The following is a 16,381-nucleotide window of genomic DNA, read 5'->3' as shown; positions in this document are numbered from 1 at the left end:
CCCCGCAACGTTGCGCGGTTTACGGCCTTATTCGATGCGCAAAATGGTATTATTGTGAACTTTTACAGCCCACACACCAGATAACAACGTGCGTCTATCATCCATTAAATTGTCGGGATTTAAGTCTTTCGTTGATCCCACCAATTTCCAGGTACCGGGTCAATTGGTCGGCGTGGTGGGTCCCAACGGTTGCGGTAAGTCGAACATCATCGACGCCGTGCGCTGGGTGCTGGGCGAATCCAAGGCATCCGAGCTGCGCGGCGAGTCGATGCAGGACGTTATCTTCAACGGCTCCACCCACCGCAAGCCGGCCGGGCGCTCGTCGGTGGAGCTGGTGTTCGACAACAACGCCGGCAAGGCCGCCGGCCAGTGGGGCCAATATGCCGAAATCGCGGTCAAGCGCACGCTGACGCGCGACGGCACTTCCACTTATTACATCAACGGCCAGCCGGTGCGCCGGCGCGACATCCAGGACATCTTCCTCGGCACCGGCCTCGGTCCGCGCGCCTACGCCATCATCGGCCAGGGCATGATCTCGCGGATTATCGAGTCGCGCCCGGAAGAACTGCGCGTGTTCCTGGAAGAGGCGGCCGGCGTATCGAAGTACAAGGAACGCCGCCGCGAAACCGAGAACCGCCTGCACGACACGCGCGAGAACCTGCTGCGCGTGGAAGACATCCTGCGCGAGCTGAACTCCAACCTGGAAAAGCTGGAAGGCCAGGCCGCCGTGGCGACCAAGTTCCACCAGCTGCAAGCCGACCAGGAAGAGAAGCAAAAGCTGCTTTGGCTGCTGCGCAAGATCGAAGCCGAGACCGAGCAGAAAAAATACTTCCGCGAAGTCGAACAGGCGCAGAACGACCTGGAAGAACAAACCGCCAAGCTGCGCAACGTCGAGCTGTCGCTGGAGCAGATGCGCCAGTCGCACTTCGCCGCCGGCGACCGCCTGCACACGGCGCAGGGCGCGCTGTACCAGACCAACGCCGAAATCGGCAGCCTGGAAGCGCAGATCAAGTTCGTGATCGAGTCGCGCAGCCGCCTGCAAGCGCAGTTGGCGACGCTGACCGCGCAACGCGACCAGTGGCAGCGCCAGGCCACCGAATTCGGCGAGCAGATCGAGGAAGCCGAATTCAATCTGGAAGAACTGAGCGCCAAGGTCGAAGAGTCGCAGGTGATGGCCGAGCAAAAGGCCGAGTCGCTGCCGATGCTGGAGCAGGCCTGGAAAGAAGCGCAGGGCAAGAGCACCGAATCGCGCGCACGCATCATGCAGGCGCAGCAACAGCTGGAGCTGGAGTCCGCGCATCAGCGCAACGCCAACAACATCCTCAACGGCCTGGCCGTGCGGCGCGAGCGCCTGCAGCAGGAGAAGAGCGGCTTGAGCCTGCCGGACAGTTCGCACCTGGCCAATCTGCGCCTGCAACTGGAAGAAAAACAGCAAGCGCTGGAAGAACAGAACTACCTGCTGGAAGAAGCGCACGAGCAGCAGCCCAAGCTGGAGCAGGAACGCCAGGAAGCGCAGCAGCAGGTCAACGCCGAAAGCGCCGCCAACGCCCAGCTGGAAGCGCGCCTGAATGCGCTGCGACAGTTGCAGGAACGCGTGCAAACGCAGGGCAAGGTCACGCCGTGGCTGCAGAAGCACGAGCTGGAATCGCTGCCGCGCCTGTGGCAGAAATTGAATATCGAAAGCGGCTGGGAGCCGGCGCTGGAATCGCTGCTGCGCGAACGCACCTCGGCGCTGCAGATGTCGAACATCGAATGGGCCAAGGCCTTCTTCAGCGACGCGCCGCCGGCCAAGCTGGCGCTGTACGCGCCGTCCACCGCCGTGCCGCCGGCGCCGGTGGAAGCGCCTGGCCTCAAGCCTTTCCTGAATCTGTTGAAGATCAACGATCCGGGCCTGCGCGGCCTGCTGCAGGACTGGCTGCACAACGTCTACATGGCCGAAGACACGGCCGAAGCCTTCGCCGAACGCGCCAAGCTGCCGGCCGGCGGCACCCTCATCACGCGCCAGGGTCACGTCGTCACGCAGAACAGCGTGCGTTTCTACGCCGCCGATTCCGAACAGGACGGCATGCTGGGACGCCAGCAGGACATCGACAACATCACCAAGCAACTGCGCGCGCAGCAAATGCTGGCCGACGAAGCGCGTTCGCGCTCGGTGCGCGCCGAGGCGGCGTTGTCGGAACTGACGCGCCGTTTGACCGAGTACCGCGCCAGGCTGCAAAGCCTGCAATCGTCGGTGCATACGCTGCAGCTGGACGTGGTCAAGCTGTCCGAGGTCGAGGCGCGCTTCAACCAGCGCAGCACGCAGATCGAAACCGACCTGGCCGAAATCGCCGCGCAGGAAGAAGAGCAGACGCAGATCAAGCTGGAGTCGGAGGAGAAGTTCGAGCAGCTCGATATGGAACTCGGCAACCTGCAAGGCGAGCACGAAGACGGCCAGACCGAATTCATGGCCAAGGAACAGCGCCTGGCCGATGCACGCCAGGCCTTGCGCGACCTCGAACGCGCGGCGCAGGAAGTGCAGTTCGCCGAGAAGACCCAGCGCAGCAAGATCGAGGAATTCCGCCGCAGTATCGCCACCGCCACCGCGCAGGTGACGCAGGTGACGGAAAGCCTGGAGGCCGGCCGCATGGAGCTGGAAGGCCTGGAGCAGGGCACGGCCAACGAAGGCTTGCAGGACTTGCTGGACCGCCGCAGCGGCCAGGAAAAAGCGCTGTCGGACGCGCGCCATGAGCTGGACCAGATCGCGCAGCAACTGCGCCTGTTCGAGGAAGGCCGCATGTCCACCGAGCGCGCGTTGCAACCGCAGCGCGACAAGATCATGGAGATGCAGCTGAAGGAGCAGGCCGCGCGCCTGAACCAGGAGCAGTTCGCCGCGCAGCTGGCCGAGGTGCAGGCCGACGAGGCGGCGCTGTCGGAGAAGCTGCATCCGGACATGAAGGCGTCCTACCTGCAGGGCGAGGTCACGCGCCTGACCAATGCGATATCGATGCTGGGCGCGGTCAACCTGGCGGCGCTGGACGAACTGGCCACCGCCGCCGAGCGCAAGAACTTCCTCGATTCGCAGAACGCCGATCTGACCGAGGCGATCAACACGCTGGAAGACGCCATCACCAGGATCGACAAGGAAACGCGCGACCTGCTGCAGGACACCTTCGACCGCGTCAACGGCCACTTCTCCGAACTGTTCCCGATCCTGTTCGGCGGCGGCCAGGCGAAGCTGATCATGACCGGCGACGAAATCCTCGACTCCGGCGTGCAGGTCATGGCCCAGCCGCCGGGCAAGAAGAACGCCACCATCCACCTGCTGTCCGGCGGCGAGAAAGCGCTGACGGCGACCGCGCTGGTGTTCTCCATGTTCCGTTTGAACCCGGCGCCATTCTGCCTGCTCGACGAGGTCGACGCGCCGCTGGACGACGCCAATACCGAGCGCTTCTGCCGCATGGTCAAGCGCATGTCCGAACATACCCAATTCCTCTTCATCTCGCACAACAAGATTGCGATGGAGATGGCCAATCAACTGATCGGTGTGACGATGCAGGAACAAGGTGTATCGCGCATCGTGGCGGTGGATATGGAATCCGCCGCAAACTTCGCTTCCGAGGCACAAGCAGCATGACAGATCTTCAAATGAGCTTAATCGCAGCCGCCGGCGTGTTTGTCGCCGGCGTCTTCACGTACAACAAAATCCAGGAGTACAAGGCCAAGAAAAGCGTGGAACGTGCCTTCTCCTCCGATCATGACGACGTGCTGATGCGCGCCGGCGACGAGCCGGGCGCACCGCTGGCGCCGCACGCGCGCCAGGAGCCGAGCTTCTCGCTCGACGGCACGGAACCCGGCGTGGCCGGCGGCGAGGCTGCCGCCGCTGCGGCGGCACTCGGTGCGGTGGCGGCCGAATTCACCACCGACGGCGAGTCCGGCAAACCGGTGACCGAAGACGAACTGGCGGCGCGCGCCAACGCGGCGTCGGCCGCTGCGGCCGAACAGGCCACGGCGCTGGTCGACCCGCTGATCGACTGCCTGCTGCCGCTGGCGCTGGAAGCCCCGGCGCGCGGCGACAAGCTGCTGCCGGTGCTGCAAACGCTGCGCATGGTGGGCAACAAGCCGGTGCACTTCATCGGCAAAGCCGTCAGCGGCGACTGGGAGCCGGTCAACCACGGCGGCGTCTACACCGAACTGCAAGGCGGCGTGCAGCTGGCCAGCCGCAGCACCGCGCTGAACGAACTGGAATACTCGGAACTGGTGACGCGCCTGCGCGCCATGGCCGACGAAATCGGCGCCGAGCCGGCCGTGCCGGACATGATCGAGGTCATGGCCGAAGCGCGCAACCTGCACCGTTTCGTCGCCGGCCACGACGCCCAGCTGGGCGTCAACCTGCAAACCAACGGTGCGCCATGGTCGGTCAACACGCTGATCGCGGCGCTGGAAAAGCAGGGCTTCGACCTGCGTCCGGACGGCCGCTTCGTCATGCCGGACGGCGAGGGCGGTTTCCTGTTCTCGCTGTCGACCAATGTCACGCCGGCCGAGGAAACCACGGCCCGCCTGACGCTGCTGCTGGACGTGCCCTGCGTGGCGCCGGCGCGCGACGGCTTCGGCGCCATGGTCGCCTGCGCCAAGGCGCTGGTGGCCCGCCTGGACGCCACCATCGTCGACGACTACAACCAGCCGCTGTCGGATGCGGCATTGACCGAAATCGCCGGCCAGGTGCAGGATTTCTACACCGAGATGAATGAAGCCGACATCCCAGCCGGCTCGACCCGCGCGCTGCGTTTGTTCAGTTAAGAAGGCAAGGTAATGACGGAAGTGGATTTCAAAACGCGCATCGAGCAACTCAGCGCGGAGCTGAACCGGCATTTGCACGCCTATCACGTGGAGGACGCGCCCACCATCCCGGACGCGGAGTACGACAAGCTGTTCATCGAGCTGCAACAGCTTGAAGCAGCGCACCCGCAGCTGGCGCTGGTGGACTCGCCGACCCGGCGCGTAGGCGCCGCCCCGCTGCCGCAGTTCGACCAGGTGACCCACACGGTGCCGATGCTGTCGCTGAACAACGGCTTTAGCGATGAAGACATCGAAAACTTCGACCGCCGCGTGCGCGACGGTCTGGATACGGCCGCGTTGATCGAATACGCCGCCGAAGTGAAGTACGACGGCCTGGCCATCAACCTGCGCTACGTGGACGGCCTGCTGGTGCAGGCGGCCACGCGCGGCGACGGCTACACCGGCGAGGACGTCACCACCAATATCCGCACCATTCGCAGCATTCCGCTGCGCCTGAAGAGCGACCATCCGCCCGCCATCCTCGATGTGCGCGGCGAGGTGTTGATGTTCAAGAGCGATTTCGAAGCGATGAACGAACGCCAGCGCGCGGCCGGCCAAAAGGAATTCGTCAATCCGCGCAACGCGGCGGCGGGCAGCTTGCGCCAGCTGGACTCGCGCATCACCGCCTCGCGCAAGCTCAGTTTCTTCGCCTACGGCGTCGGCGCGCTGGAAGGCGCCGAGATGCCGCTGTCGCATTCCGCGCTGCTGGACTGGTATCGCGAACTGGGCCTGCCGGTAGCCAAGGAAGCCAGCGTTGTGCGCGGCTACGATGGCCTGATGGCCTACTACAAGCAGATCGGCGAGGCTCGTCCGGCCATGCCGTACGAGATCGACGGCGTCGTCTACAAGGCCAACCGCCTGGAAGACCAGCGCACGCTGGGCTTCGTCTCGCGCGCGCCGCGCTTCGCGCTGGCGCATAAATTCCCGGCCGAAGAAGCGCTGACCGTGGTGCAGGCGATTGAAGTGCAGGTCGGCCGCACCGGCGCCATCACGCCGGTCGCGCGGCTGGCTTCCGTGTTCGTCGGCGGCGTCAACGTCACCAACGCCACGTTGCACAATGAAGATGAAGTGCGCCGCAAAGACGTGCGCGTTGGCGACACCGTCATCGTGCGCCGCGCCGGCGACGTGATCCCGGAAGTGCTGGCCGTGGTGCTGGAGCGCCGTCCGTCGCCGGAACCGGAAGCCTATGTGCTGCCGAAAACCTGCCCGGTGTGCGGCTCGCATGTGGTGCGAGAAGAGGGCGAGGCCATCGCCCGCTGCTCCGGCGGTTTGTTCTGCTCCGCGCAGCGCAAGGAAGCCATTCGCCACTTCGCCGGCCGCCGCATGATGGACATCGAAGGCCTGGGCGACCGCTACATCGACAGCCTGGTCGAATGGGGCAAGGTGCAGCGCGTGGCCGACCTGTATGCGCTCAAGCTGGACGACCTGCTGGAGATGAAGCGCCTGGCCGATGAGCGCGACGGCACCACGCCGGAAACCGTCGCCAAGGGGAAGATCGCCACCAAATGGGCCGACAACCTGCTGGAAGCCATCGCCGCTAGCAGGAACCCGCCGCTGGAGCGCCTGCTGTTCGCGCTCGGCATCCGCCATGTGGGCGAATCGACCGCCAAGACGCTGGCCGAATGGCTGGGCCGTTTCGACTTGATCCGCCGCGTGCCGGCCGCGCTGCTGCGCGTGCTGCCCGACATTGGCGGCACGGTGGCCGACTCCATCGCCGAATTCTTCGCCGAACCGAAAAACCAGGAAGCTATCGACGCGCTGCTGGCCGCCGGCGTGGCGCCGCAGGGTGAGCACCCGCCCAGCGCCAAGCTGCGCGAGAAACTGGAACCGGTCAAATTGCTGGCCGCGCTGGCGATACCAAAACTGACCGAACCGCGCAGCAAGCAACTGATCGAAGAGGGCGTGACGCTGGAAACGCTAGGCTATCTGCAAGTGTTCAACGTCTTCGGCCTGCCGGCCGCCGTGGCGGAATCGCTGGACAACTGGATGGCGCAGCCGGCCAATCGCGAACAGGTCAAGGCGCTGCATCTGCTGCGCGAAGACCTGCTGGCGCAGCTACCGGAAAGCGTGGCCGCCGAAGGTCACCTTACCGGCAAGACCTTCGTCATCACCGGCACGCTGCCGACCATGGGCCGCGACCAGGCCGCCGCGCTGATCGAAGCCAAGGGTGGCAAGGTCTCCGGCTCGGTATCGAAGAAAACGCATTACCTTGTCGCTGGCGCAGATGCGGGCAGCAAGCTGGCCAAGGCACAAGAGCTGGAAGTGACGATTCTGGACGAAGCAGGACTGCTCGCATTACTCGAAAAAGAAGAATAACCATGACCAAAATTAAAAAAGCCGTATTCCCTGTCGCAGGGCTGGGCAGCCGCTTCCTTCCCGCCACCAAGGCGCAGCCGAAGGAGATGCTGCCCATCGTCGACAAGCCGCTGATCCAGTACGCGGTCGAAGAGGCGGTCGCCGCCGGCATCACGGAGATGGTGTTCATCACCGGCCGCAACAAGCGCGCCATCGAAGACCACTTCGACAAAGCCTACGAGCTGGAATCGGAACTGGAGGCCGCCGACAAACACGCGCTGCTGGAACTGGTGCGCAATGTGATACCGAAGAGCGTCAACTGCATCTACATCCGCCAGTCCGAGCCGCTGGGCCTGGGCCACGCGGTGCTGTGCGCGCGCCCGGTGATCGGTGACGAGCCGTTCGCCGTGCTGCTGGCGGACGACTTCATGGACACGGCCGACGGCGTCAAGCCGGTGCTGGCGCAGATGACCGAGCTGTATGCCTACGAACGCTCCAGCATCCTGGCGGTGCAAGAAGTGCCGCGCGAAGCGACCCGCCAATACGGCATCGTCAGCGCCACCGCCTACCAGCCCAAGCTGGAACTGGTGCATGGCATCGTCGAGAAACCGAAGCCGGAAGTGGCGCCGTCCACCTTGGCGGTGGTGGGACGCTATGTGCTGTCGGGCCGTATCTTCGACTACCTGGAAAATCTGGGCAGCGGCGCCGGCGGCGAGATCCAGCTGACCGACGGTATCGCCGCGCTGATGAAAGACGAGCGTGTGCTGGCCTACCGCTACGACGGCATCCGCTACGACTGCGGCTCCAAGCTGGGCTACCTGAAAGCCACCACGGCGATGGGTCTCAAGCACGCGGAAACCGGCGAGGACTACTGCGCCTTCCTGCGTCAGATCCAGTGCGACATCGAGGCTCAATCAAAATGACCGTCCGTGAGATCCTGAAGATGGGCGATCCGCGCCTGCTGCGCGTGGCCGAACCGGTGACCGAATTCGACACGCCCGCCATGCGCGAACTGATCGCCGACATGTTCGACACCATGCACGCTGCCAACGGCGCAGGCCTGGCGGCGCCGCAGATCGGCGTCAACCTGCAGCTGGTGATCTACGGCTTCAAGAGCAATCCGCGCTACCCGGAGGCGCCGCAGGTGCCGGAAACGGTGCTGATTAATCCCGTGCTCAGGCCCTTGTCGGAAGAGATGGAGGAAGGCTTCGAAGGCTGCCTGTCCGTGCCCGGCCTGCGCGGCAGCGTGCCGCGCTACGCCAAGCTGCGTTACGAAGGCGTGGATCAGCACAACCAGCCGATCAAGCGCGACGTGGACGGCTTCCACGCGCGCGTGGTACAGCACGAGGTGGACCACCTGTTGGGCAAGCTGTACCCGATGCGCATCAAGGACTTTTCCAAGTTCGGCTTTACGGAAGTGATGTTCCCCGATCTCGACCCCAACGACGACGACTGACGCCATGCGCACCGAGCCGCCACCGCAATCGATACGGCCGCGCGTCGGCAAGGTGCGTGGCGAATTTCAGATGGGGACTTCGCGCATCCGGCGCATCGGCATCAACCGCTGGCACTGGGGCGATATCTACCACTGGATGCTGACGGTCAGCTGGCCGCGTTTCTTTGTGCTGGTCGGCCTGCTGTACCTGTTCACCAACCTGGCGTTCGCGCTGGCCTTCTACGCGGTGCCCGGTTCGATCTCGAATGCGCGGCCCGGCTACTTCCCCGATTGCGTCTTCTTCTCCATCGAGACGCTGGCCACGGTCGGTTATGGCTATATGAATCCGGCCACCACCTACGGCCACGTGGTGGCGTCGACCGAGATCCTGCTTGGCATGGTGGAGGTGGCGGCGGTGACCGGCCTGCTGTTCGCGCGCTTCTCGCGGCCCACCTCGCGCATCATGTTCTCCGATGTGGCGGTGGTGACGCCGTTCAACGGCGTGCCCACGCTGATGCTGCGCGCCGGGAACGAGCGCGCCAACCTGATTCTGGAAGCGTCGGCGCGGGCCTCGCTGGTGCGGCGCGAAACCACCCTGGAAGGGCAGGTCTTCACGCGCTTCTACGATCTGAAACTGGAGCGCGAAGAAAATAGCGTGTTCGCGTTGAGCTGGACCATCCTGCACCAGATCGACGAAACGAGCCCGCTGTTCGGCAAGACGCAGCAGGACCTGATCGACGAAGGCACCACGCTGGCGGTGGGCATCTCCGGCACCGACGACACGCTCAACGACTTCGTCCACGCGCGCCAGACCTATGCGGCGGAGCACATCTTCTTCAACCACCACTTCGCCGACATCATGTCCGACAAACTGGAAGGCAATGTGCGCATCCTCGACTTCAGCAAGTTCCACGACATCTACCCGGACGGCAGCAGCGAAGGTACCATGCCCGGCGCCGCGCTGGCCCATCCGGGCTAGCCGCTCAGCAGGTCGCGCGAATTCAGCAAAGCATAGACGATTTCAGGATGCTCGCGGAAGCAGCGGCGCACGGCGGCCGGCAGCGCTTCCTGGGTTTTGCGGCACAGGCCCGGCTGCTCGACCAGTTTGATCGACAGGCCCATCACGGTGCTGACGCCGCGCGCGCTCGGGGTAATGGTCAGCGTAATGCCGAGCAGTTCCTGCAGGCGCTGTTTCATGCGGCCCAGGTCTTCGTAGGTGGCTACGGCCGCAATGCGTTCAATCAGCCGTTTCTCTTCCTCTCGCGTGAGGCGCAGCACGCGGATGTCGGCGCCGTCGCGTTCCCAGGCGTCCAGCAGCTCATCGCGCCCGCACACGCAAGCGCCCGGCGGGCACTCTTTGCGGATCGGGAAGGGCAGGGCAGGGCACATGGTTAGCTCGCGGTCACGGGATCTGAATTTTACTCTTGTTTGCGGCAGCTCAAACCCAGGTCAGCATATTTTCCTATGCTAGACTGGTTATATGGTGGGAGGCTGTTATGAACACTTGGTCGGTAGAAAATGCACAAAGCCAATTTGCCGATATGCTGGATGCATGTCTGAAGGGCGAGAGCGTGGCGTTGCTGACGCAACAAATGGCGCGATCTGCTCACCGGCCTAGTCTAAAGGAGTTGCTATTGAGTGACTGGGCCCGAACCGATGAGCTGGTTCCCGAAAGATTAAAATCGCGGAACAGTACAACTTTGTCTGAGTGACGTTAAATGTATCTGCTTGATACGAACGTCGTCTCGGAGCTACGGCATTTGCGTCCTCATGCTGGCGTTCTTGCCTGGATAGCGCCTATACCCGATGATGAACTATATCTTTCTGCCGCTACAGTAGGCGAAATTCAGGTTGGTATAGAACGGACAAGGGAGAGAAACCCCGCTAAGGCCAATGAGATCGAACGCTGGGCCATCCTTTTAATTGGGAGCTATAATTTGTTGCCAATGGATGCGGAGACTTTTCGTCTTTGGGCCAAGCTGATGCATCGACGCACACATGCCCTCGATATGGACGCTATGATTGCGGCAACCGCAAAGCAGCACAATTTGATTGTGGTGACGCGCAACGTTGGCGATTTTATCCCTTTCCAGGTAGACGTTTTAAATCCTTTCTTACCACGCGAGGAATAGAACTACTGCAGGCGTTGCTGCAATAGTGCGAGCACGGCGGCTTCCTCCGGGTGCAACGAGTGCAGGTCTTCCTGCAGCTCTTCCTTGGCGCGCTGGCGCAGGGCGTCCAGCATGGTGCCGTCGAGGTAGGACTCGATCACGGCCGGATGCACATAGCACTTGCGGCAGATGGTCGGCGTATTGCCGAGCTTTTTGGCCACCGCTTCGATGGCCTGCACGATGTTCTTCTTGGCCTGGGCTTCCGAGTCATACTTCTCGTACTCCTTCAGCGCGACGGCGGCCAGCACGGTGCCGGCCCAGGTGCGGAAGTCCTTGGCGGTGTAGTCCGCGCCGGTGATGGTTTGCAGGTATTCGTTGACGTCGGCCGAGCCGATGGCGTGCGGATCGCCGTCGTCGTCCTCATACTGGAACAGATCCTGTCCCGGTAGGTCGCGCATGCGGCGGATAATGTTGGCCAGGCGCCGGTCCTGCACTTCCAGCGCATGATGTACGCCGCTCTTGCCGCGAAAACGGAATTCCACCTTGCTGCCGTCCAGCCGCACGTGGCGGTCGCGCAGCGTGGTCAGGCCGAACGATTTGTTCTCACGCGCGTATTCCTCGTTCCCGATGCGCATCAGCGTCGCCTCCAGCAGATAGACGATGGTGGCCAGCACTTTCTCGCGCGGCAGCCCTGGCTTGCGCAGCGCGGCGTCCACCGCCACGCGGATCGAGGGAAGGGCCTTGCCGAAGTTGAGCATGCGGCCGTACTTGGCGTCGTCGCGGTGCGCGCGCCAGCGGGCGTGGTAGCGGTATTGTTTGCGGCCGCGCGCATCGCGGCCGGTGGCTTGCAAGTGGCCGAGGGCGTGCTTGCAGATCCAGACGTCGGTCCATGCCGGCGGAATCACCAGCGCCTTGATGCGGGCGAGGATGTCGGCATCGGCGACCGCCTTGCCGTCGGCATCGAGATAGCGGAACTGCTTGCCGCGCAGCTGGCGCGTGATGCCCGGCTGGTCGTCGTGCACATAACGCAGGCCCGCCAGCCTGGCGGCGACGGGCGCCGGCGTGGTGGCCGGGGCAGACGTGGAGGCGGGGACTTGCAGCACGGCGTGCGGGTCGCGTTTCATGGTTATTCTCGCTGATCAGGTCAGGGAATCCTACGCCGGCCCGTACGGGGACGATGTGCGCTAGCGCACGATTTATTAATCCATCCGCTTGAGACGCTGGCCGACGATGCTCCATTTGCAGGCCTCGCCGTCCACGCGGCCGGTCAGCACCCAGCCGGTGCCGATCTTCTCGACGCCGATCTCGCATTCCAGCTCCTTGGCCAGCTTCTCGGCCCAGCCCTTGGCGGCGCCTTGACCCTTGAACAGCTCATTGCCTTCGTAGATAACGGTGGCGTCGAATACTGAGGCGGCGAATACGGTCATGATGGTCTTCCAAAAAAAGTAAGCCGTTATTGTGCCACGGACTGCCGTTTGTATTAAGATCCGCGTTCTTGATTTTTATGCAAGGTTGAACATGAAGCGGATTTCGGTGGCGTTGTTTATGTTTATGTTTATGTCGATGGCGATGCAGTGCCAGGCGGCGAGCATCGAGGACAGCGTAAGCCATGTGCGTGCGCTGCGCCAGCAGGCCGCCGGCCTGACCGGCGCAGACGCCACGGCGGCCGACCTGCAGCGCGCGAGCATGCTGCTGGAGGACGCCCAGCGCTACCTCGGCGAGGCGGTGCAGGCCACCGGCAATCCGTCGCTGCGGCTGGAGGGCTATAACAACCTGGTACCGCTGGCTGCCACCTACAGTCGCCAGGGCCGCAAGGAGCAGGCGCTGGTCGCGCTGGAGCAGGCCAGCATGCTGCTGTGGTTTCCTGCCGCCGCCAAGCAGCTGCGCACCAGCAGCGAGTTCGAGGCGATCCGCAACGAGCCGCGCTTCCAGACCGTGCTTGCCACCGCCGCGCTGCCACAGCGCCTGTGGCAAGGTCCCGCCAGCGCGCAGCCCTACACGGAGTCGCTCAGCATGGAGCAGCGCATTGCCGGCCTCACGCACTTCTGGGCCGAGGCGCGTCACAGCTTCGTCTACTTCGACAAAGTGCCGGACCTCGACTGGGACAAAGTCTATATGGAGTACCTGCCCAAGGTGATGGCGGCGCAGACCACGCGTGACTATTACGCGGTGATGCGCCAGCTGGCGCCACTGCTCAAGGACGGTCACACCAACATCTGGGCGCCTGGCGAGTTGAACGCCGAATTCGAAGCGGTGCCGCCCGTGCGCATGACGTTAGTAGAGGGCCGCGTGCTGGTGGCGTTCATCGACGACGCGGCCCTGGCGGCGTCCGGACGCCTGCGTGTGGGCGATGAACTGCTGGCCATCGACGGCGTGCCGGTGCACGACTATGCGAAGCAGCGCGTGGCGCCGCTGGTCAGCGCCGGTGCACCGCAGGATCTGGCGTTCCAGACCTACACGGTGGGCCTGCTGCGCGGCCGCGCCACGGACGCCGTGAAGCTGCGCCTGCGCGCCGCCGATGGCGCCGAGCGGGGGGAGAAACGATTGCCCGCAGCGGCGGCTATCACTGGCCGGAAGCGCCGCAGTTTTCCATGCAGGCTAACGGCGTGGCCTACCTGCGCATCGACCACTTCACCGACGATTCCGGCCTCAAGGCCTTCGAAGCGGCGCTGCCGCAGATCCTCAAAGCGCGTGCGCTGATCATTGACATGCGCCGCAACGGCGGCGGCAATGGCCAGATCGGCTCCCAGATACTCAGCTACCTGACACGCAAGCCTATCGTCGGCGCAACCAGCTACGTGCGCGCCAACGACGCCTATCTGCGCGCCTCCGTCGGCAGCCTGGTGAACTGGACGCAGCTGCCGGGCGGCGCTTACGTGCAGCAGCGCGAACAGGTGTACGAGGGACCGGTGGCGGTGCTGAGCGGCCCGCAGACTTATTCAGCGGCCGAGGACTTCGTCGTCACCTTCAACATCATGCGGCGCGGCCTGACGCTGGGCGAGGCCACCGGCGGCAGTACCGGGCAGGCCATCAACTTCCAGTTGCCCGGCGGCGGCGGGGCGCGCGTTTGCGCAAAGCGCGACGTGTTCCCTGACGGCCGCGAGTTCGTCGGCATCGGCGTGGCGCCGCAGATCGAAGTCAAACAGACTGTCGCCGGCCTGCGCGCCGGGCGCGATCCGGTGCTGGAGCGGGCGTTGGCGGAGTTGGCGGGGGCGGGCAAGCGCTAAAGCGGTTTGTACCTACGCTACCACTACGTCATTCAACGTATTCCTCGGAGATTGCCGTCTCGTTAATCTTGTCTCATCCAAAACCAAACTGGGAGAGCAAGATGGGGGTGAAACAGGTGCTGTTGGCAACGGCGGTTGCAGCGGCGGCGGGCAATGCGCTGGCCGGTGCGACGATCAACGTTGGCGAAGACAAGTCGGTCACGGTCGGCTTCGGACTGCGCGAGAGCTACACCAGCGCGGATCACGGCGCGCCGGACGGCGGCCGCTCCAGCGACTTCAATCTGGACAGCGGACGCCTGTTCTTCGGCGCTTCGCTGAACAAGAACATCAAGGGCATGTTCAACACCGAGTGGGACGGCGACAAGATCCGCGTGCTGGATGCCGCCGGCCAGTTCGCCATTTCGCCTGAACTGAATATCTGGGCCGGCCGCCTGCTGTCGCCGTCCGACCGCGCCAACATGGCCGGTCCATACTACTCGCTGGGCGGCGGCTACTGGGCCGGCGTGGCTTCGCGCTACGGCTACAACGGCGGCATCTTCCGTGGCCGCGACGACGGCGTGGTCGTCTGGGGCAATGTGGGCGACGGTGGCCGCCTTGGCTACTCCTTCGGCGCCTTCGAAGGCCACACCTTCGGCATCGGTTCGCTGACGCAGAACCAGGCCAAGGCCGCAGGCGTCAAAGCCGACGACGCCCTGATGTACGCAGGCCGCGTGCAGTACGACTTCTGGGATGCGGAGCCGGGCTACTACGGCACCGGCAACTACCTGGGCGGCGCCGACATCCTCGCCATCGGCGTGGCGGGCCGCTACCAGAAGGACGGCATCCTCACCGTCGGCAAGGTTGGCAAGTACAGCTCCTACAACGTCGACTTTCTGCTTGAAAAACGCATCAAGGGCGCCGGCGCCTTCGCGGTGGAAGCGGCGTGGTACGACTACGACACCGGCGACATCATCAAGTCCGAACAGGGCAAGGCCTATTCCGCCGGCGCTTCCTACATCTTCGAAGAGAAAGCCGGCTGGGGCAAGTTCCAACCGTTCGTGCGCTGGCAGAAGTTCGCCGCCGACACCAACATCGACACCAAGCAGTTCGATGTCGGCACCAACTACATCATCGACGGCTACAACGCGCAGATCAGCGCCGTGTACTCGAAGACCAGGATCACCAGCGTCGCGGATCAGGACAAGTTCTCGATCGCCCTGCAACTTCAATACTAATCAACCACCACGGAGCCAACCCATGCAAAATCGTCGCAACTTTATCGGCACCATGAGCCGCATCGCCGCCGCCTCCGCGCTGCTGGCGGCAGGCACGCAGGCCTACGCGGCCGACACCATCAAGATCGGCATCCTGCACTCGCTGTCCGGCACCATGGCCATCTCGGAGACGTCGCTGAAAGACGTGGCCCTGATGACCATCGATGAAATCAACGCCAAGGGCGGCGTGATGGGCAAGAAGCTGGAAGCGGTGGTGGTGGACCCGGCCTCCAACTGGCCGCTGTTCGCGGAAAAAGCGCGCGGCCTGATCGCGCAGGACAAGGTCTCGGTGGTCTTCGGTTGCTGGACTTCGGTGTCGCGCAAGTCGGTGCTGCCGGTGTTCAAGGAGCTCAATAGCCTGTTGTTCTATCCGGTGCAGTACGAAGGTGAAGAACTGGAGAAGAACGTGTTCTACACAGGCGCGGCGCCGAACCAGCAAGCGATTCCTGCAGTGCAGTACCTGATGAGCAAGGACGGCGGCGGCGCCAAGCGCTTCGTGCTGCTGGGGACCGATTACGTCTACCCGCGCACCACCAACAAGATCCTGCGCGCCTACCTGAAGAGCAAAGGCGTGAAGGACAGCGATATCGACGAGGTGTACACCCCGTTCGGCCATTCGGATTACCAGACCATCGTCGCCAACATCAAGAAGTTCTCGGCCGGTGGCAAGACGGCTGTGATCTCGACCATCAACGGCGACTCCAACGTGCCGTTCTACAAAGAGCTGGGTAACGCTGGCCTGAAGGCGACCGACGTGCCGGTGGTGGCGTTCTCGGTTGGCGAGGAAGAGTTGCGCGGCGTCGACACCAAGCCGCTGCTGGGGCACCTGGCGGCGTGGAACTACTTCGAGTCGGTGAAGAATCCAGTGAACACGGACTTCATCAAGAAGTGGAAAGCCTACGCGGTCGCCAAGAAGCTGCCGAATTCGAACACGGTGGTGACCAACGATCCGATGGAAGCGACCTACGTCGGCATTCACATGTGGGCGCAGGCGGTGGAGAAGGCCAAGTCGACCGATACCGACAAGGTGATCGCAGCGATGGGCGGCCAGACCTTCAAGGCGCCGTCGGGCTTCACCCTGACCATGGACCCGACCAACCACCACTTGCACAAGCCTGTGTTCATCGGCGAGATCCGCGCGGACGGGCAGTTCAACGTGGTCTGGAAAACGCCAGGCCCGGTACGCGCCGCGCCATGGAGCCCATACATTCCGGGTAACGAAGGCAAGCAAAAGCTGTAAGC

General features: G+C 63.7%; 14 protein-coding genes. 11 read left to right on the top strand and 3 right to left on the bottom strand.

All coding sequences use genetic code 11. The annotated features are described in order from the left end of the window. Positions 1-88 precede the first annotated feature (88 nt). The 6 genes from smc to ACXZ1M_RS00485 are packed head-to-tail and all read left to right on the top strand — an operon-like array spanning position 89 to position 9,527. Positions 89-3,616 (top strand): chromosome segregation protein SMC, encoded by a 3,528-nt coding sequence (gene smc, locus ACXZ1M_RS00510; RefSeq protein ID WP_459051297.1) that lies wholly within the window; start codon positions 89-91, stop codon positions 3,614-3,616. After that, positions 3,613-4,779: a cell division protein ZipA C-terminal FtsZ-binding domain-containing protein gene (locus ACXZ1M_RS00505; RefSeq protein ID WP_459051296.1), complete on the top strand. Its 1,167-nt coding sequence runs from the start codon at positions 3,613-3,615 to the stop codon at positions 4,777-4,779. Before smc ends, ACXZ1M_RS00505 begins: the two co-directional genes overlap by 4 nt. A 12-nt stretch (positions 4,780-4,791) precedes the next feature. Further along, positions 4,792-7,134, top strand: coding sequence for an NAD-dependent DNA ligase LigA (gene ligA / locus ACXZ1M_RS00500; protein WP_459051295.1), 2,343 nt, complete (start codon positions 4,792-4,794; stop codon positions 7,132-7,134). 2 nt (positions 7,135-7,136) lie between these two features. Further along, the gene (gene galU / locus ACXZ1M_RS00495) at positions 7,137-8,036 is read left to right on the top strand and encodes a UTP--glucose-1-phosphate uridylyltransferase GalU (protein ID WP_459051294.1); all 900 of its coding nucleotides are present in this window, start codon (positions 7,137-7,139) and stop codon (positions 8,034-8,036) included. After that, the gene (gene def, locus ACXZ1M_RS00490; RefSeq protein ID WP_459051293.1) at positions 8,033-8,569 is read left to right on the top strand and encodes a peptide deformylase; all 537 of its coding nucleotides are present in this window, start codon (positions 8,033-8,035) and stop codon (positions 8,567-8,569) included. Before galU ends, def begins: the two co-directional genes overlap by 4 nt. Positions 8,570-8,573: 4 nt before the next feature. Next, on the top strand, positions 8,574-9,527 hold the full coding sequence (locus ACXZ1M_RS00485) for an ion channel (RefSeq protein WP_459051292.1): 954 nt from the start codon (positions 8,574-8,576) through the stop codon (positions 9,525-9,527). On the opposite strand, the gene ACXZ1M_RS00480 is transcribed toward ACXZ1M_RS00485, so the two are convergent. Beyond that, positions 9,524-9,937 (bottom strand): hypothetical protein, encoded by a 414-nt coding sequence (locus ACXZ1M_RS00480; RefSeq protein WP_459051291.1) that lies wholly within the window; start codon positions 9,935-9,937, stop codon positions 9,524-9,526. The two genes, ACXZ1M_RS00485 and ACXZ1M_RS00480, sit on opposite strands and share 4 nt — an antisense overlap. A gap of 329 nt (positions 9,938-10,266) precedes the next feature. On the opposite strand from ACXZ1M_RS00480, the gene ACXZ1M_RS00475 reads away from it, so the two are divergent. After that, on the top strand, positions 10,267-10,680 hold the full coding sequence (locus ACXZ1M_RS00475; protein ID WP_459051290.1) for a PIN domain-containing protein: 414 nt from the start codon (positions 10,267-10,269) through the stop codon (positions 10,678-10,680). A 2-nt stretch (positions 10,681-10,682) separates the two neighbouring features. Here the strand turns inward: ACXZ1M_RS00475 and ACXZ1M_RS00470 are convergent, their stop codons facing one another. Both ACXZ1M_RS00470 and ACXZ1M_RS00465 read right to left on the bottom strand, forming a co-directional pair. After that, on the bottom strand, positions 10,683-11,783 hold the full coding sequence (locus ACXZ1M_RS00470; RefSeq protein ID WP_459051289.1) for a DNA topoisomerase IB: 1,101 nt from the start codon (positions 11,781-11,783) through the stop codon (positions 10,683-10,685). A 75-nt stretch (positions 11,784-11,858) separates the two neighbouring features. Then, positions 11,859-12,086, bottom strand: coding sequence for a hypothetical protein (locus ACXZ1M_RS00465; protein ID WP_459051288.1), 228 nt, complete (start codon positions 12,084-12,086; stop codon positions 11,859-11,861). Positions 12,087-12,204: 118 nt separating this feature from the next. On the opposite strand from ACXZ1M_RS00465, the gene ACXZ1M_RS00460 reads away from it, so the two are divergent. The 4 genes from ACXZ1M_RS00460 to urtA all read left to right on the top strand — a co-directional run bounded on the left by ACXZ1M_RS00460 (position 12,205) and on the right by urtA (position 16,379). Then, complete coding sequence (locus ACXZ1M_RS00460; RefSeq protein WP_459051287.1) at positions 12,205-13,359, top strand: TPR end-of-group domain-containing protein; 1,155 nt, start codon at positions 12,205-12,207, stop codon at positions 13,357-13,359. Continuing rightward, on the top strand, positions 13,251-13,886 hold the full coding sequence (locus ACXZ1M_RS00455) for a S41 family peptidase (RefSeq protein WP_459051286.1): 636 nt from the start codon (positions 13,251-13,253) through the stop codon (positions 13,884-13,886). The genes ACXZ1M_RS00460 and ACXZ1M_RS00455 overlap by 109 nt, the downstream gene beginning before the upstream one ends. A 101-nt stretch (positions 13,887-13,987) precedes the next feature. Beyond that, positions 13,988-15,100, top strand: a complete 1,113-nt coding sequence (locus ACXZ1M_RS00450; RefSeq protein WP_459051285.1) for a porin — start codon at positions 13,988-13,990, stop codon at positions 15,098-15,100. Positions 15,101-15,152: 52 nt separating this feature from the next. Next, entirely contained in the window at positions 15,153-16,379 is a 1,227-nt protein-coding gene (gene urtA, locus ACXZ1M_RS00445; RefSeq protein WP_459054093.1) for an urea ABC transporter substrate-binding protein, read from the top strand. The last annotated feature ends 2 nt before the right edge of the window (positions 16,380-16,381 follow it).

It is taken from the genome of Duganella paludis, from assembly GCF_054461335.1.
This window is presented reverse-complemented; position numbering and strand designations above follow the sequence as displayed.